Below are 18,298 nucleotides of genomic sequence, written 5' to 3'. Positions count from 1 at the left end.
CCTTAAAGCTGAAAAAACCACGCCTTGGCGTGGTTTTTTTATGGAGGTCGGTTTAAAGGATGTGACCTTGAACGTAATTAGCTTAACCCGTTGTGTATTTTGAAGGTTTTGAACGTGAAATTCTGGTTCTCGATACATTTTTCTTTTGAAAAATCACTCGAACTGACAAACTCTGGTCAAAATACACAACGATTAATTCAATCTAAAAGTGATGGGAATGGCATAAGAAACTTTGACGGCAGTGCCCCTTTGTTTACCTGGTGTCATGCTTGGCAATTTGGAAATGATCCGGGCCGCTTCCGCTTCCAAACTTTTATGTGGTCCACGTAAACGAACATTCCCGATACTGCCGTCTTTCTCTATGGTAAACATTACTGCAATTTTGCCTTCTAATCCTAACTCAAGTGCATTTTCTGGATAATGAAAATTCTTCCGAATATGTCTTTGCATCATTTCCTGAAAACACTGCCGTTTGTCTTCTTCGGTCGTTTCGTTTTCGCATCCAGGAAAAACAGGGGCTTTTTCGACCAAAACTATTGGAATTTCTTCATTAATTTCCTCTTCCGCTACTTCAATGTCTTCGATTTCAGCGATTTCGGTATCTTGATTGGGGTCTACTGCCTCAATTACAGTTTCTTCGATTTTCTCATCATCATCCGCTATTTCAATTTTAGGAGGAGTAATGATTTTCGGTTTGGGCGGGTCAGGCAATTTTTGCATGGTGATGGGTACTTCCTCGATCAAATCGTCTTGGATCTTCAGGGTGGCTCTGTCCCATTCGTCACTGGAATAAAAGGTCTTCCACTCTAAGGCCAAAAAGGCCATAAGCAGCATCATTGTCATTCCCACAAAAAAATAGAGCAGGCTGTTTCGGTTGGGGTCCAGTTTTCGGTTCTTTTTCGGTTCCATGATTTTCAAGTTTTTGGCCCAAAGGGCGTAGTTAACAGTTGGTCTAAACTACTTTGAAAATCAACCTATTAAAAAAAGAAATGAGGGAACTGGTCGTTTGGGTGAGGGAATGGACAAACTTTTTTTAACTTGACACTGGACTTAGCTGTTGGAGTCGAACAACCCATGGATCTCCGCATCAATTCTGTTGATGACTTTGCCCAAGTCTTCGGGATCGGATACAAAATCCAGGTCGTCCACATCAAAAATGAGCAATTTACCTTTGGCATAGGTATTGGCCCAGGCCTCGTAGCGTTCGTTCAGCCGGCTGAGGTAATCAATGGAAATGGAATTTTCATAGTCCCGCCCCCGTTTATGGATCTGGTTCACCAAATTGGGGATGGAGCTGCGGAGATAGATCAATAGGTCCGGCGGCTCCACCAAACTTTCCATCAGCTCAAAAAGACTCCTGTAATTCTCAAAATCACGGTTGGTCATCAGGCCCATGGCGTGGAGGTTGGGTGCAAAAATATGGGCATCCTCATAAATGGTCCGGTCCTGGATCACATCTTTCCCGCTTTCCCTGATCTTCAAGATCTGTCGGTAGCGGCTGTTCAGGAAGTAGATCTGTAAGTTGAAGCTCCAACGTTCCATCTGGGTATAGAAATCATCCAGATAGGGATTGTCCACCACATCCTCAAAATGGGCATCCCACTTGTAGTGTTTTGCAAGCAAGTTGGTCAGGGTGGTCTTTCCGGCGCCAATGTTTCCTGCTACAGCAATGTGCATAAGATGTTGGTGTTTATGATGTTGGTGTTCGAGGACTAGGGAAATCTAATCGGCGCAATATACAAAGTATATCCACTTCAAGAAAAAAAACTGGACGAAATGGAAAAGCGGGCAAACCTCAGGGAACAAAGTTTTGAAATATCATTCAAATACGTACTTTTGCCCATCAGAACGAGGAAAGATTTGACTGATTGCAACCTCCGTGGCCAAAATGGTTTGGCACAAGAAAAATGCTAAAGCAGTTCGTGTTGGGCAATGCCCGACACCACTCTTCAAGGGTTACGAACTTCTTTGCTGGGCATCTGTCAGAATACTTCCATTAAATAAGAACAATGCCATATTTGTTTACATCAGAATCTGTTAGTGAAGGACATCCGGATAAGATCGCGGACCAGATCAGTGATGCCCTATTGGATAATTTTTTGGCCTTTGACCCCGAGAGCAAAGTGGCCTGCGAGACCTTGGTGACCACGGGTCAGGTGGTCTTGGCCGGCGAGGTGAAGAGCCATACCTATGTGGACCTGCAGAGCATTGCCAGGGAGGTCATCAACAATATTGGCTATACCAAGGGCGAATACAAGTTCAGTGGCGATTCCTGTGGGGTGATCTCTCTGATCCACGAACAGTCACAGGACATCAACCAAGGGGTGGATCGTGGCAGCAAAGAGGAGCAAGGTGCGGGAGACCAAGGGATGATGTTCGGCTATGCCACCAAGGAGACGGCGAATTACATGCCTTTGGCGTTGGATATTTCACATAAGATCTTGCAGGTGCTTGCCGATTTGCGAAGGGAGGGTCAACGGATCAGTTATCTGCGTCCCGACGCCAAGTCCCAAGTGACCATTGAATATTCCGATGACAACGTGCCACAGCGCATCGATACCATAGTGGTCTCTACCCAGCACGATGAGTTTGCTTCGGATGAGATGATGTTGGCCCAGATCAAGGAAGATATCATCAATATTCTTATCCCTGAAGTGAAAAAGTTGTTGCCGGAGGATATCCAGAAACTTTTCAATGACAAGATCAAATACCACATCAACCCAACTGGAAAATTTGTGATCGGTGGACCACATGGCGATACCGGATTGACCGGTAGGAAGATCATTGTGGATACCTACGGCGGCAAGGGAGCCCACGGGGGAGGCGCCTTTAGTGGCAAAGACCCGAGCAAAGTGGACCGAAGCGCCGCTTATGCCGCACGCCACATGGCAAAGAATTTGGTCGCCGCCGGGGTGGCCGATGAAATTTTGGTACAGGTCAGTTATGCTATCGGGGTGGTGGAACCGACCTCTATTTTTGTGGAAACCTATGGTTCATCCAACGTAAAGCTAAGTGATGGCGAGATTGCCAAGAAGGCCGCGGAGCTATTCGATATGAGGCCTTTTGCCATTGAGGAACGCCTAAAACTCCGCAATCCCATCTATCTGGAAACCGCTGCGTACGGACATTTGGGCAAAGAACCCCAAACCTTGACCAAGGTGTTCGAGTCTCCCTACAACGGAAGGATCGAAAAGGAAGTGGAACTCTTCACTTGGGAAAAACTGGACATGGTGGACAAGGTGAAAGCAGCTTTTGGCCTATAACCCAATATTCATTCACATAAAAATGGAAAGGAGTTCTTTTGGAAGGGCTCCTTTTTTATTGGCACACTTTGGGGAACTTTAGTAGATTTAGGGATTCAAAATTTAAAAAGCATGAAAAGTTCGGTTAGAATCCTGTTTCTGAGTATCTGTTTCCTATTTGTGGCGGTCAGCTGCAAAAAAACGACGGTCAAGACCGAAGAAAAACCGGTCGATACCTATGTGGCCGACCATTACACCAAGAAAGAGGTGGACATTGAAATGCGGGACGGGATAAAACTGCACACCACCATATATTCCCCAAAGGACACCTCCAAAAAGTATCCCATTATCATGCAGCGGACCCCATACAGTTCGCAGCCCTATGGGGAGGGAAATTTCAGGACCAAGATCGGGCCCAATGAGCATTTGATGAAGGAAGGGAACATCATCGTGTACCAAGATGTCCGTGGGCGTTGGCTCAGCGAAGGGCACTATGAGAACATGAGGGCCTATATTCCCAACAAGACCTCCAATGACCAAGTGGACGAAAGCTCCGATACCTACGACACCATTGAATGGTTGGTCAACAATGTGGAGAACAACAATGGTAATGTCGGTGTATGGGGTATTTCGTATCCCGGGTATTACGCCACCTATGCCACAGTGGATGCGCATCCCGCACTGAAGGCAGCATCGCCCCAAGCCTGTATCGGGGATTTCTTTTTTGATGATTTCCACCATAATGGAGCCTATTTGTTGAGTTATTTCAGGGCCACTTCCCTGTTCGGGACGCCCAGGCCCAATGGCGACCAGCCCATTGATACCGCTTGGTACACCTTGCCCGAGCTTCCCACGGAAGATCAATACCAGTTCTTCTTGGATGCAGGGCCATTGAAGAACTTGGACTACTTTTTTGAATACGAAACAGCGGACACCCCCACCATGCGTCCCGAAGGTGTCACCGATGATTATTTCTGGAACGAGCTCAAGGAGCATCCCAATTATGATGAAATGTGGCAGTCCAAAGGCCTCATCCAACATTTGAAAAATGTGAAGAGCAGTGTGGCCACCATGATTGTGGGCGGTTGGTTCGATGCAGAAGACCTGTATGGTCCCTTGGAGACCTACAAGAACATTGAAAAATACAATGAAGGCAACTACAATACCATGGTCTTTGGTCCATGGGATCACGGAGGTTGGGCCCGAAGCGTGGACAGGAACGTAGTGGGCAATTATTATTTTGGCGATTCCATTTCATTGTTTTTCCAGAAAGACATTGAAACCAAATTCTTCAATCACTTTTTAAAAGGAGACGGAAGTCCCAATTCAGGATTGCCCGAAGCTTATGTTTTCGATACGGGCAAAAAAGAATGGAAGACCTATGATACTTGGCCACCAGAAAATGCCTCTAAGCAGACCATGTACCTTTCCGAGGACCAAGAGCTGACCGAGTCACAAAATGGAACAACGGGTATCCAGTTCATCAGTGACATCAAAAAACCAGTGCCCTATTCCGAGGATATCAAGACCGTGTTCACTCCGCGAAAATACATGACGGACGACCAACGCTTTGCGGCCAGACGTTCCGATGTACTCGTTTTTGAAACCGATGTCCTGGAAGATGATCTCACCTTGGCGGGGGATATCCTGGCCCATTTGAAAGTGGCCACAACAGGTAGTGCCGCGGATTGGATCGTAAAGATCATCGACGTGCACCCAGCGGATGCCGAGACCAATGAAGAAATGCAGAACCATCTCAAGATGAGCAATTACCATTTGATGGTGAGGAGCGAGGTGATGCGAGGTCGGTTCCGAAACAGTTTTTCCGAGCCCGAACCGTTTACACCCAACCAAAAAACGGATGTGAACATTAAGTTGCAGGATGTGTTCCACACCTTCAAAAAGGGACACAAATTGCAGGTACAGGTACAAAGTACCTGGTTCCCGCTCATCGATTTAAACCCACAAACTTATGTGGAGAATATCTTCAAGGCTGATGAATCGGACTTCAAGACACAGACCCATACCGTTTTCACGGATTCGAACATTGAGTTCACGGTATTGAAATAGAAGTCAGGCTACGTTTTGGTGAAATTTTTCCGAAAGATTAGGAAATTCCATCTTTCCATCAGTATATTTGCCCAACGAAGTTCAAACACGTATTGATTAGTTATCAAGAAAGGTGGAGGGAATAGACCCTTTGAAGCCTTAGCAACCCTTGGCTCACAATGTCAAGAAGGTGCTACATTCTATCCCGATGGGAATAGATAACGACAATCGACTTTTCGATTTCACTTTCTTATAACTTTTTGATTTTTCCATGTAGTATGTACCATGGGAGTTTGACTTTTTATTTTATCGATTTTAAAATTTTTAAAAAACAAAAGTCATGAGTGATCAAAAATTTTCAACAAATGCATTGCATGCTGGCCATGATGTGGCCGCGAATGGAGGAACGCAGGCTGTGCCGATCTACCAAACCACGTCCTATGTGTTCAGGGATTCGGACCACGCCGCCAATCTTTTCTCCTTGAGTGAGCCGGGTTACATCTATACCAGGCTCAACAACCCGACCAACGATATCTTGGAACAGCGGTTGGCCACATTGGAAGGAGGGATTGCCTCTGTAGTGACCTCCTCGGGAACGGCCGCCATTAACACCGCTTTGTTGGTCTTGTTGAAGGCCGGGGACCATATCGTATCATCCAATAGCCTGTATGGGGGAACCTATAACCTCTTCAATGTCACCTTGCCGCGTCTGGGCATTACTACCACCTTTGTGGATCCTTCGGATCCTGCCAATTTTGGAAAAGCGGTCCAAGGCAATACCAAGGCCTTCTTTGTGGAATCCTTGGGAAATCCCAAGTTGGACGTACTGGACCTGAAAGCCATTTCCAAGGAAGCCAAAGCAGCCAAGGTACCGCTCATCGTGGACAATACAGTGGCCTCACCGGCACTGTTGAACCCCATTGCGCACGGCGCCAATATTGTAGTGCATTCCTTGACAAAGTACATCAACGGGAACGGGACCACCATGGGAGGGGTGATCATTGATGCCGGGACATTTGACTGGGCCAATGGAAAATTCCCTGAATTTACAGAACCTTCGCAAGGTTACCATGGATTGGTCTATCACGAAGCCTTGGGCCCTGCGGCGTTCATTGCCAAAGTGCGGATCGAGGGATTACGTGACCATGGGGCCTGTTTGAGTCCCTATAATGCATTCCAGATCATCCAAGGATTGGAAACTTTGGAGATACGGATGAAAAAGCACAGTGAAAATGCTTTGGCCCTGGCCAAATGGTTGGAAAGTAGGGACGAGGTCACTTGGGTGAACTATCCTGGACTGGAATCCAGCAAATACAAGGCCCTGGCAGATGAGTACCTGCCAAATGGCCAAAGTGGTATTGTTACCTTTGGGGTGAAGGGCGGATTTGAATCGGCCAAGAAAATAGCGGATGAAACTAAGATTTTCTCTCTTTTGGCCAATATTGGGGACACCAAATCGCTCATCATACATCCGGCAAGTACCACGCACCAACAATTGGACGATGCGCAACAGGAATCAACAGGTGTGACCAAGGACTTGATCCGACTGTCTGTTGGTTTGGAAGATCTATCCGACCTGAAGGCCGATTTGGAAAACGCATTTGTTGGGATAGGAAAATAATTGTTTTTACACACAGAAGAATAAATCACAGTACACATTCATGTTACAGTATTTGAAAATCGATCAATTTTCTACCCAGAGTGGCAAAGTACAGGACCTACAATTGTCCTATCAATTGTTCGGGCAGCCCCTGCACTCGGCCCCGGTGGTGATGGTGAACCATGCCCTCACGGGAAATTCCGATGTTGCCGGGGAGAATGGCTGGTGGTCCGATCTGATCGGGGAAGGGAAATGCATCAATACCGAAAAATATACCATTTTGGCCTTCAACATTCCGGGCAATGGGTATGATGGTTTTGTCATCGAGAACTACAAGGATTTTGTGGCGGGCGATATTGCCCGACTGTTTCTTTTGGGACTGGAACAATTGAAGATCGAAAAACTGTACGCCATCATAGGAGGTTCTTTGGGCGGTGGTATCGCCTGGGAAATGGCCGCATTCAACCCCAACATTACAGAACATTTGGTTCCTGTGGCATCTGACTGGAAATCAACGGATTGGTTGATAGCCAATTGCCAGATTCAAGAGCAGTTCCTCGTGAATTCCAAACAACCGGTGCACGATGCCCGTATGCATGCCATGCTCTGCTACCGCACGCCCGAATCCTTCAAGGAGCGGTTCAAACGGAGCACGAACGAAGAGCTTCAGGTTTTCAATGTGGAGAGCTGGTTGATGCACCACGGGAAAAAGTTGCAGGAACGTTTCCAGTTGTCCGCCTACAAGTTGATGAACCAATTGCTGAAGACCATCGACATCACCCGTAGCGGGGATGATGCCTTCAAGGCATTGCAGGAAAGCGACATGAAGATCCACATCATTGGGGTCAATTCCGATCTGTTCTTTACGGCAGAGGAAAATAGGGAGACTTTTAAACGATTGGCCCAGGCCAACACCAATGTCACCTATGGTGAAGTACAGTCGCTCCACGGCCATGATGCCTTTTTGATGGAATTTGAACAATTGGAAAAGCTGTTGGAGACCGTTTTTCAGAAAAATGGAAAGACAGAACGCATCAAGGTGTTGAAGTTCGGTGGGAAGTCCTTGGCCAACGGCGAGGGTATCGAAAGAGTGCTGAAGGTGATTGCCAAAAGGGCGGAGAACAAAGAGCATTTTGCCGTGGTGGTGTCAGCCCGTGGTAAGGCCACCGATGAGTTGGAAGACTTGTTGGACAAAGCGGCAAAAGGGAAGGATTTTCAACAGGACCTCGACCATTTTGCGGCCTATCAAAAAAATGATTTTGCAGGGGTCGATATCGAAGAAGAGCTAAAGACCATCCAAAAAATACTCAATGGGGTTTCCCTGACTGGGGATTATAGCCTCAAGACCAAGGATGAGGTGTTGTCCTACGGCGAGCTGATCTCTGCCAAGGTAGTGACCACTTTGCTGAATGCCCAAGGGCTGAATGCACAACTGTTGGACTCCCGAAAATTGATCAAGACCGACGACACCTTTAGCAATGCAGAGGTGGACCAACGGACCTCCAAGGAAAATGTGATACGGTATTTCCACAAATTGGATACCGATACCATAGCCGTGGTCACAGGATTTATTGGGTCTAACGGGGATGGATCCACGACGACTTTGGGTAGAAACGGCAGCAATTATTCCGCGGCATTGCTGGCCAACTTTCTGGATGCCGGGGAACTGGTCAACTACACCCATGTGGATGGTATCTTTACGGCCAATCCCGATTTGGTAAAGGATGCCCGCTTGATCGATGTGATTTCCTATGAGGAAGCCAACGAGCTGGCCAATTTTGGGGCCAATATCCTGCATGCGAAGACCATCATACCTCTTATCGAAAAAAACATCCCACTTCGAATCTGCAATACCTTCAATGATGAAAATGAAGGGACGCTCATTGGACCGAAGACGGGGAACGGAGGCATCAAATCCCTGTCCGTGCTGGACCACATGGCCCTCATCAACCTAGAGGGTAGGGGGTTGTTGGGCAAAGTGGGTGTGGATATGCGTATTTTCCGCGCCTTGGGCCAAAATGGCATCAGTGTGGGCATCATTTCGCAAGGATCGTCCGAAAGGGGGATTGGCCTTGTGGTGGATGCATCCAAAGCGGAAAAGGCAAAAAAAGTACTGGACCAGGAATTTGAAACCGATTATTCATCACAGGACATCAACCAAATTTCCGTGGTCAAAGATGTTTCTGTCATTTCCATTGTGGGGATGGACCTGAGCAGTTTCCACAGGCCTTTCAATGCCTTGGCCAAAAACCAAGTGATTCCCCTGTTGTTCAATAACACGGTGACGGGAAAGAACGTGAGCTTGGTCGTGAAAAAGTCGGACCTTCATAAGGCGGTCAATGTGGTGCACGGACAGATTTTTGGCATCGCAAAGCGAATCAACCTGGCCATTTTTGGACATGGTAATGTCGGGGGTACCTTGATCGATCAGATCTTGGACTCTGAAAAGAACATAGAATCAAGGAAAGGAATTGGCCTTCGTGTGTTTGCGGTCGCCAATTCCAAAAAAGTGTTGTTGGATGCTTCAGGAATTGGTTCCGATTGGAAAAAGCGATTGGAGAAGGAAGGAAGGCCCTACCAAGTGGAGGATATTGCTGCCTTTGCCAAGCAACACCATTTGGAAAACCTCATTGCGGTGGACAATACGGCCAGCAGTGTTTTTGTGGAGCACTACGAACCGTTCATCAGAAAAGGGTTTGACCTGGTCTCTTCCAACAAGATTGCCAATACGCTGAGTTTTGAGAAATACAAGTCCATCCGGAAATCCTTGGACCAAAACCAGAAGCAATACCTGTATGAGACCAATGTGGGGGCAGGTCTCCCATTGATAGACACCATTAGGCTATTGCACCTTTCGGGGGAGAACATTACCCGGATCAAAGGGGTGTTCTCTGGGTCGTTGAGCTATATTTTCAACACTTTTTCGGAAAAGGAGGCCTCGTTTTCGGCCATCGTGAAGGAGGCTATGAAAAGTGGGTACACAGAACCTGATCCGAGGGAAGACCTTTCCGGGAACGATGTGGGTAGAAAGCTCTTGATCTTGGCAAGGGAGTTGGACCTTCAAAATGAATTTTCCGATATTGAAGTGCAGAACCTGATTCCAAAGGAATTGCAGACCTTGGATTTTGATGGGTTCGTTGATCGGATCGGGGAGATGGACAAGGTGTTCGAGGAAATAAAAAACAAGCAAGAAGCAGGCCATGTTCTCAGATATGTGGGGGATTTGCATGGCGACCTTCAACAGGACAAGGGAATTTTGGAGGTGAAATTGGTTTCCGTGCCCAAGCAAAGTGCGTTGGGGCAGGTGAAGGGTTCCGATTCCATCATCGAGATTTACACGGAGTCCTATGGCGAAAACCCATTGGTGATCCAAGGAGCCGGAGCAGGTGCCGCGGTCACGGCCAGAGGTGTTTTTGGCGATATATTGAGAATAGCTGAGAAAATTTAAAAAACTAAATTGTCTCCTGAGGGGACCTAAGGGGTGTATTATGAGAAAGAACAGTAAAAAATTCGAGACAGAAGCGATACGGACACAAATGGAGCGTAGCCAGAATTTGGAACACTCCAGTCCTATTTACATGACCTCCAGTTTTGTGTTCGAGGATGCGGAGGACATGCGCGCTTCCTTTGCCGAGGAGAAGGACAGGAACATCTATTCCAGATATTCCAACCCCAATTCCTCGGAGTTTATAGACAAGGTGTGCAAAATGGAAGGTGCGGAGAACGGTTTTGCCTTCGCCTCTGGCATGGCGGCCGTGTACTCTACCTTGGCTGCTTTGTTGAACTCAGGTGACCACGTGGTCTCGTCCAAGAGTATTTTTGGTTCCACACACACGCTCTTCACCCAGTTTTTTCCCAAATGGAACATCACCACCAGTTATTTTGATGCCACCGATCTTTCGTCCATTGAAGGGTTGATCAAACCCAATACCAAGATTCTATATGCAGAATCGCCCACCAACCCGGGAGTGGATGTGCTGGATTTGGAAGTGTTGGGTCAAATTGCCAAAAAATATGGACTTATTTTTATTGTTGACAATTGTTTTGCGACGCCTTATCTGCAGCAGCCCATAAAGTTCGGAGCTAACCTGGTAATTCATTCAGGGACCAAGTTGATGGACGGTCAGGGCAGGGTTTTGGCAGGCATTACAGTGGGTAGCGGAGAATTGATGGACAAGGTGTACCGTTTTTCACGTATCACAGGTCCTGCGTTGTCCCCTTTCAATGCTTGGGTGCTCTCTAGAAGTCTGGAAACCTTGGCGATCAGGGTAGATAGACATTGCGAAAATGCCTTGAAATTGGCCACTTTTTTGGAAAACCATCCGAAGATTGATTGGGTGAAATATCCTTTTCTGAAGTCGCATCCGCAGTATGAAATTGCTAAAAAACAGATGAAGGCGGGTGGTTGTGTAGTGGCTTTTGAAGTAAAAGGAGGGTTGGATGCAGGTAGAAAATTCTTTGATAGCATTGAATTGCTCTCCCTTTCTGCCAATTTGGGCGATTCACGGAGCATCGTCACCCATCCGGCATCCACTACGCACAGCAAACTTTCCAAAGAAGATAGGGAATCGGTCGGGATTTCAGATGGCATGGTACGGGTCTCCGTTGGGTTGGAACACATAGACGATATCATTGCGGATATAGAACAAGCGTTGGAATAGGGCATTCCGGGAATATTTTAAAAGGCGATTGCTAATTTTCGCTATATTCGTGCGATGCTCTCCAAGAAGACAAAATACGGTTTAAAGGCGCTTACCTATCTCGCAAGGGCGAAAGGTAAGGAGCCCGTCCAGATTGCCGAGATTGCCAAGCACGAGAACATTTCCCAGAAATTTTTGGAAAGTATCCTGCTCACTTTGAGAAGGAACGGTTTTTTGGGCTCCAAAAAAGGAAAGGGCGGGGGGTACTATCTGATCAAAGATCCTGAGGACATACCGATGACCACCGTGATGCGTGTATTGGAAGGACCCATTGCCATGGTGCCCTGTGTCAGCCTCAATTTCTACGAAAAATGCGACGATTGTCCCGATGAGGCCACCTGTTCCGTACACAAACTGATGCTCCAGATCAGGGACAGCGCCCTTGATGTCTATAGGAACAATACCTTGGCCGACATACTCTAGATTTCTTTTCTTTTTTTAAAAGATAGGATGAGAATATTCTAAAAATCCACTTTGATTTTCGATAATCTACTAAAACCATAGGATAAAAGTAAATTTAAGAAGGCTTTTGCATGTGGTTTTGAAATTTAATTCTATTTTTGAATTTCCTAGTAAGTCGATAGGAAAATAATAATACTGATGATCACAGACCAGTTGATAGTAAAAAGTAACGGAGAGCAAGGCACCTATACCAAGGATAAAAGCTCTGAAAGCCCGAAGCGGAGCATAGCAAAATCGGTTAGTTGGAGAATTGTGGGAACCATCGATACCATCATCATATCATGGATCGTTACAGGAACCCTTCGCTTGGCATTTTCAATTGGTTTGGTGGAATTGGTCACCAAAATGGTGCTTTATTTTTTTCACGAAAGAATTTGGAACTCCATCAAATGGGGTAAATAAATAGAACGGATATGGCATTGACGCAAGATGAAATACAGAATCTGAACCGCCAGTTCAAAGGCATCCCGCCGGAAGAAATCATTTCTTGGGCCATTAAGCATGGAAAGAAATCGGTTGTGACCACCAATTTTCGACCTTATGAAGTGGCCATTCTGCATGCTGTCACCGAAGTGGACAGGAACACTCCGGTCATTTGGTGCGATACAGGCTACAACACGCCACAGACTTACAAGCATGCCGAAGAATTGATTGCCCGTTTGGGACTGAACATCAAATTGTATGTGCCCAAACAGACCAGCTCTCACCGTGATGCTGTCATGGGGATTCCGCAAATAGATGATCCACGTCACCAAGAATTTACCGAGCAGGTCAAATTGGAGCCGTTCCGAAGAGCTATGGATGAGCACAAACCGGATGTTTGGTTCACCAATCTTAGAAAAGGACAGACCGCCCTTAGGGATTCGTTGGATGTGTTGAGCATGAGCAAGGACGGTGTGCTGAAGGTGAGCCCTTTCTATCATTGGAGTGATGTGCAATTGGATGCCTACCTTAAGGAACACGGCCTGCCCAACGAGCACAAATATTTTGATCCCACAAAAGTATTGGCCAACCGCGAATGTGGTTTGCATACCTAATTCCCCAACGCTTAAAAAACAAACAGAGCTTTGAGTACACTCGCAGAAGAAATCAAAAAACCGAAAACAATCAACAGTGCCGACAGGCCCAATGCCAATGCATTGGAGCATGAGGCCATATATATTATAAGGGAAGTGGCCGCACAGTTTGAAAAACCCGTGCTGTTGTTTTCTGGAGGAAAGGATTCCATCACGTTGGTCCGTTTGGCCCAAAAGGCATTCTGGCCCGCAAAGATTCCCTTTCCATTGATGCATATCGATACCGGCCACAACTTCCCGGAGACCATAGAGTTCAGGGATAAACTGGTGGAAGAATTGGGCGTGGAACTCATTGTGCGGAACGTGCAGGATTCCATCGACCAAGGAAAAGTGGTGGAAGAAACTGGAAAATATGCCAGTAGGAACATGTTGCAGACCACAACTTTGTTGGATGCCATTGAAGAGTTCAAGTTCGATGCCTGTATCGGTGGTGCCAGACGTGATGAAGAAAAGGCAAGGGCTAAAGAGCGAATATTTTCCGTTCGTGACGATTTTGGACAATGGGATGAAAAGAACCAACGTCCCGAATTGTTCGATATGTTGAACGGACAGATTGAAATGGGCCAGAACGTGCGGGTGTTCCCGATCAGCAACTGGACCGAATTGGATGTCTGGAGCTATATCCAAAAGGAAAATATTGAAATTCCATCCATTTATTTTGCCCACAAAAGAAACACGTTCCTTCGTGACGGACTGATCTGGTCCGCAGAAGATGGTGTGGTTTTCAGGGCTGAGGATGAGAAAGTGGAGGAAAGAATCGTGCGTTTCCGTACCGTGGGTGATATGAGCTGCACTGCAGCCGTGGAATCCCATGCGGATACCATCGACAAAGTGGTTTCGGAGATCAGGGAATCAAAAATTTCGGAAAGAGGTGCGCGAATCGATGACAAACGTTCCGAGGCGGCCATGGAAAAACGCAAACAACAAGGATACTTTTAAGAAGAGACAATGGAAGTTTTAAAGATAGCAACAGCAGGAAGTGTGGATGATGGCAAAAGTACCTTGATCGGAAGATTGTTGTACGACACCAAATCCCTGACCGACGATAAATTGGAGGCCATCGAGCGGACCAGCAAACAAAAGGGGTACGATTATCTCGATTTTTCACTGGCGACCGATGGTTTGGTAGCGGAAAGAGAGCAGGGCATCACCATCGATGTGGCCCACATCTATTTCTCCACGGCAACCAAAAGCTACATCATTGCCGACACCCCTGGGCATGTGGAATATACCCGTAACATGGTTACCGGTGCGTCCACCTCACAGGCGGCCATCATTTTGATCGATGCCCGAAAAGGGGTCATCGAGCAGACCAACAGGCACTTTTTCATCAATAACCTATTGCGTGTCAAAGACGTGATTGTGGCCATCAATAAAATGGATCTTGTCGGTTTTTCCGAAGATGCCTATAACGATATCAAGGCCGATTTTGAGGAATTGATGGGCAAAAGGGATTACCAAGATCAAAAAATCACCTTTATTCCAGTGAGTGCGCTGAAGGGCGACAACGTGGTGAACCGTTCCCAAAACATGGATTGGTACAAAGGCCAGACCCTGTTGGAGCATTTGGAAGAATTGGATCTTCAGGATATCTACAATGTGGGTACACCTCGTTTTCCTGTTCAATATGTGATTAGGCCTAAAACCGAGGAATTCCACGATTTCCGTGGATTTGCAGGTAAAGTCTACGGAGGTGAATTGAGTGTGGGCGATGAAGTGGTGGTTTTGCCGTCCATGACCCGATCCAAGATCAAGGCCATTTATTTTTACAACAAAGAGTATCAAACGGCCCCACGTCGATCTTCAGTGACCATCACGTTGGAAGATGAGGTGAATGTGAGCCGTGGCGATATGTTGGTGAAAGTAGGGGACCTTCCTATAATCGACAAGCAATTGACGGCAACTGTTTCTTGGATGGATTCCAATCAATTGACCATCGGCGGGAAATATGTGCTGCAACATGGTGTAAACAAAGCATTGGCCAAGGTCGATGCCATTGAGCACAAGATCCACCCAGATTATTCGGGTATTGAGGAAAATGTGTCCTCACTCAATATGAACGATATTGCCAAAGTGCGCCTGAAGTTGAACAAGCCGATTTTTTATGATCGTTTCAAGGAGCACCGTACCAATGGGTCCTTCATTATTATCGACAGTAGGACCAATCATACAGCAGGAGTAGGTTTCATAGAATAATATTTTTGTGAATTGCGAAAAAGCAGGGGTGATTTTTATTAATAACCTATAAAAGAGATAGGAAAAATAGGATAATGCAAAGTTTTAGAACAGAAATAGAGAACCCGGTAGTCGAAAAGGACATCATCGAATTGGAGAAAAAAATCCACCAGTTCAGAGGAGGTGAAATGGATGAGGAAAAATTCAGGAGCCTTCGCTTGGCACGTGGCATTTATGGTCAACGCCAGCCCGGGGTACAGATGATCCGAATCAAGCTCCCCTATGGCAAGGTGACCTCCAAGCAGTTGTTGCGCATTGCCGACGTTTCCGACGAATATTCCCGAGGTCGTCTGCACATCACCACCCGTCAGGACATCCAGATCCACTATGTGGACCTTGAGCGGACACCGGAATTGTGGGCCGAGTTGGAAAAAGATGAAGTGACCATCCGCGAGGCATGTGGGAATACCGTTCGTAACGTAACGGCCAGCGAAACGGCAGGTATCGATGTGGATGAGCCATTCGATGTATCGCCCTACGCCCAAGCTTTGTTCGAATACTTTTTAAGAAATCCCATCGGTCAGGAGATGGGACGAAAGTTCAAGGTTTCCTTCTCTGCCAGTGATGCCGATACCGGGTTGTCCTATATGCACGATTTGGGTTTTATCGCCAAAATGGAGAATGGAGTAAGAGGGTTCAAGGTGATGTTGGCCGGTGGATTGGGTTCGCAACCCCGCCATGCCGATGAACTCTACAGCTTTTTGCCCACGGATAAGATCATCCCGATGATGGAAGGCGTGGTTCGCGTGTTCGACCGCTACGGCGAGCGCAAGAGCAGGGCCAAGGCACGTATGAAATTTTTGTTGAAGGATATTGGTTTGGATGGCTTCAAACAATTGTTGGAAGAAGAACAGACCGCCATTCCAATTCAATCCTATCCCATCGATTTTGAAAGTTATCCGAAGTTAGAAGTGGCAGTAGTGGAAACCCCCAAGGTTGAAATTGAGGATACAAAAGCATTTGAACAATGGAAATCCACCAACTTGGTACCCCAAAAACAAGAAGGCTATGTGGCCATCGGCATCAAGGTATTGTTGGGCGATTTTTATACCGATAAGGCAAGGGAACTGGCCCGTTTGGTGCAGGACTATGCAGCAGGTGAGCTTCGTCTCTCCTTGCGACAGAATATTTTGATCCCCTTCGTGAAGGAGGAATTGGTTCCTTTCTTCTACCAAGAATTAAAGAAATTGGGCTTTGCCGAAGCAGGTTACAACAAGGCTTTGGACATCACCGCCTGTCCCGGTACCGATACCTGTAATTTGGGTATCGCCAGTAGCACTGGTATTGCCGATGAATTGGAAAGAGTGATCAAGGTCGAATACCCGCAATACATCAACAATGCAGATGTGGTGATCAAGATCAGTGGGTGTATGAACGCGTGTGGACAGCACAACATGGCCCACATTGGGTTCCAGGGAATGTCCATCCGTACCAAGGACAAATTGGTGGCCCCGGCCCTTCAGGTCTTGTTGGGCGGTGGCAATTTGGGCAACGGTAACGGAAAGTTTGCCGATAAGGTGGCCAAAATCCCAAGCAAAAGAGGGCCAGAGGCACTTCGTTTGATCTTGGATGATTTTGAGGCCAATGGAAACGGTGCCAACTTCACCGAGTATTATGAAGAGAAAGGACAGCATTATTTCTACGATTTCTTGAAACCATTGACCGATGTGGACAACCTGACCCAAGAAGATTTTATCGATTGGGGCAATGAGGAAAAATACGTACAGGAAATCGGAGTTGGGGAATGTGCCGGGGTCATTGTGGATTTGGTGGCCACCCTTTTCTTGGAAAGCCAAGAGAAGATAGAAAATGCTGAAGAGGCTATCCAACAAGGAAAATGGGCGGCGAGTATTTACTATTCGTACCAGTCGATGGTGAACTCTGCCAAAGCTCTGCTTACTGCGGAAAAACAAAAAGTGAATACCCATGCAAGCATCATCAAGGATTTTGATGAGCTATATGTGGCCGCAGGAAAAATAGCGTTTGAGGGAGGATTTGAAAAAATTGCTCTTCAGCTCAACCAAAATGAGCCTTCCGAAGCATTTGCAAAAAGCTATTTGGAAGATGCGAAGACCGTATTGGAACGATTGGAAGCGTATAGAAAATTGGAGTTGGAACATGCGTAACGGAAAATTGACAGTGGTAGGGGCCGGCCCCGGGGATGTGGATTTGATCACCCTAAAGGGTGTGAAGGCATTGCAGGCCGCAGATGTGGTGTTGTATGATGCCTTGGTGTCCGAAGAATTATTGGACTATGCACCCCAAGCCGAAAAGATATTTGTGGGCAAACGCAAAGGCTGCTACACCTACCAACAGGAACAAATCAACGAACTGATCGTGCAACGAGGCCATCAAGGACATCATGTGGTCCGATTGAAAGGGGGCGACCCGTTTGTGTTTGGCCGTGGAGCCGAAGAAATGGAATATGCTGCGGAATTAGGCCTTGAAGTGGTCGTGGTTCCTGGGATTTCATCTTCTGTATCCGTTCCAGCATCCCAAAACATCCCGGTGACCAAAAGAGGTGCGGCCGAGAGTTTTTGGGTAATCACCGGTACCACCAAAGAACACAAACTATCCAATGATGTGGCCTTGGCCGCCAAGTCGAGCGCAACGGTCATCATTCTGATGGGAATGTCAAAGTTGGGGGAGATCATGGAACTCTTCAAACAGGAAGGAAAAGAAAAAACTCCGGTGGCCATCATCCAAAATGGTACCACGCAGCATGAAAAGATTGGAATTGGCACTGTTGCTTCCATTGAGAACAAGGCAAGGGAGCAGCAGTTGTCCAACCCAGCGATCATCATCATCGGAGAGGTGGTGAACCATCGCCAAAGAATATTGGACATTCAAAAGGAATATCAAAACAAGGAAAAAGAATTGTTAGAAAGAGTATAGATCCTTTAGTGTCCCCTTGAGGGGACTTTAGGGGTGTAA

Annotated in this window: 14 protein-coding genes and 1 riboswitch; of the genes, 12 read left to right on the top strand and 2 right to left on the bottom strand. The window is 46.7% G+C overall.

The window, feature by feature from the left end; genetic code table 11:
* Window positions 1–192: 192 nt before the first annotated feature.
* Both FOT42_RS06620 and FOT42_RS06615 read right to left on the bottom strand, forming a co-directional pair.
* Window positions 193–909, bottom strand: coding sequence for an energy transducer TonB (locus tag FOT42_RS06620; RefSeq protein WP_151889791.1), 717 nt, complete (start codon window positions 907–909; stop codon window positions 193–195).
* A 141-nt stretch (window positions 910–1,050) separates the two neighbouring features.
* On the bottom strand, window positions 1,051–1,677 hold the full coding sequence (locus FOT42_RS06615) for a deoxynucleoside kinase (RefSeq protein WP_151889790.1): 627 nt from the start codon (window positions 1,675–1,677) through the stop codon (window positions 1,051–1,053).
* Window positions 1,678–2,009: 332 nt separating this feature from the next.
* Between FOT42_RS06615 and metK the strand changes: the two genes are divergently transcribed.
* The 12 genes from metK (at window position 2,010) to cobA (ending at window position 18,259) form a co-directional block, all read left to right on the top strand.
* On the top strand, window positions 2,010–3,263 hold the full coding sequence (metK, locus tag FOT42_RS06610; protein ID WP_151889789.1) for a methionine adenosyltransferase: 1,254 nt from the start codon (window positions 2,010–2,012) through the stop codon (window positions 3,261–3,263).
* Between the two features lie 111 nt (window positions 3,264–3,374).
* Complete coding sequence (locus FOT42_RS06605) at window positions 3,375–5,312, top strand: CocE/NonD family hydrolase (RefSeq protein WP_151889788.1); 1,938 nt, start codon at window positions 3,375–3,377, stop codon at window positions 5,310–5,312.
* 97 nt (window positions 5,313–5,409) lie between these two features.
* Window positions 5,410–5,516, top strand: a riboswitch (SAM riboswitch).
* Window positions 5,517–5,631: 115 nt separating this feature from the next.
* Window positions 5,632–6,912 (top strand): O-acetylhomoserine aminocarboxypropyltransferase/cysteine synthase family protein, encoded by a 1,281-nt coding sequence (locus FOT42_RS06600; protein WP_151889787.1) that lies wholly within the window; start codon window positions 5,632–5,634, stop codon window positions 6,910–6,912.
* Between the two features lie 40 nt (window positions 6,913–6,952).
* Window positions 6,953–10,339 carry a bifunctional aspartate kinase/homoserine dehydrogenase I gene (gene thrA, locus FOT42_RS06595; RefSeq protein ID WP_151889786.1) on the top strand — a complete coding sequence of 1,129 codons (3,387 nt, stop codon included), beginning with the start codon at window positions 6,953–6,955 and terminating at the stop codon, window positions 10,337–10,339.
* Window positions 10,340–10,379: 40 nt separating this feature from the next.
* Window positions 10,380–11,552 (top strand): trans-sulfuration enzyme family protein, encoded by a 1,173-nt coding sequence (locus FOT42_RS06590; protein ID WP_151889785.1) that lies wholly within the window; start codon window positions 10,380–10,382, stop codon window positions 11,550–11,552.
* Window positions 11,553–11,606: 54 nt separating this feature from the next.
* Complete coding sequence (locus FOT42_RS06585; RefSeq protein ID WP_119619723.1) at window positions 11,607–12,014, top strand: RrF2 family transcriptional regulator; 408 nt, start codon at window positions 11,607–11,609, stop codon at window positions 12,012–12,014.
* Window positions 12,015–12,191: 177 nt separating this feature from the next.
* On the top strand, window positions 12,192–12,455 hold the full coding sequence (locus tag FOT42_RS06580) for a DUF2061 domain-containing protein (RefSeq protein ID WP_151889784.1): 264 nt from the start codon (window positions 12,192–12,194) through the stop codon (window positions 12,453–12,455).
* 11 nt (window positions 12,456–12,466) lie between these two features.
* Window positions 12,467–13,090 carry a phosphoadenosine phosphosulfate reductase domain-containing protein gene (locus tag FOT42_RS06575; protein WP_151889783.1) on the top strand — a complete coding sequence of 208 codons (624 nt, stop codon included), beginning with the start codon at window positions 12,467–12,469 and terminating at the stop codon, window positions 13,088–13,090.
* A 69-nt stretch (window positions 13,091–13,159) separates the two neighbouring features.
* Window positions 13,160–14,068 carry a sulfate adenylyltransferase subunit CysD gene (gene cysD / locus FOT42_RS06570; RefSeq protein ID WP_151890013.1) on the top strand — a complete coding sequence of 303 codons (909 nt, stop codon included), beginning with the start codon at window positions 13,160–13,162 and terminating at the stop codon, window positions 14,066–14,068.
* Window positions 14,069–14,077: 9 nt separating this feature from the next.
* The gene (locus FOT42_RS06565) at window positions 14,078–15,325 is read left to right on the top strand and encodes a sulfate adenylyltransferase subunit 1 (protein WP_151889782.1); all 1,248 of its coding nucleotides are present in this window, start codon (window positions 14,078–14,080) and stop codon (window positions 15,323–15,325) included.
* A 74-nt stretch (window positions 15,326–15,399) separates the two neighbouring features.
* Window positions 15,400–17,490: a HEPN domain-containing protein gene (locus FOT42_RS06560; RefSeq protein WP_151889781.1), complete on the top strand. Its 2,091-nt coding sequence runs from the start codon at window positions 15,400–15,402 to the stop codon at window positions 17,488–17,490.
* The gene (cobA, locus tag FOT42_RS06555) at window positions 17,483–18,259 is read left to right on the top strand and encodes a uroporphyrinogen-III C-methyltransferase (RefSeq protein ID WP_192938342.1); all 777 of its coding nucleotides are present in this window, start codon (window positions 17,483–17,485) and stop codon (window positions 18,257–18,259) included. Before FOT42_RS06560 ends, cobA begins: the two co-directional genes overlap by 8 nt.
* Window positions 18,260–18,298 lie beyond the last annotated feature (39 nt).

It is taken from the genome of Flagellimonas hadalis (assembly GCF_007785775.2).
GTDB classification, from domain to species: domain Bacteria; phylum Bacteroidota; class Bacteroidia; order Flavobacteriales; family Flavobacteriaceae; genus Flagellimonas; species Flagellimonas hadalis.
Note: the sequence above shows the minus strand (reverse complement) of the source record. Positions and strands in the feature narration are given on the sequence as shown.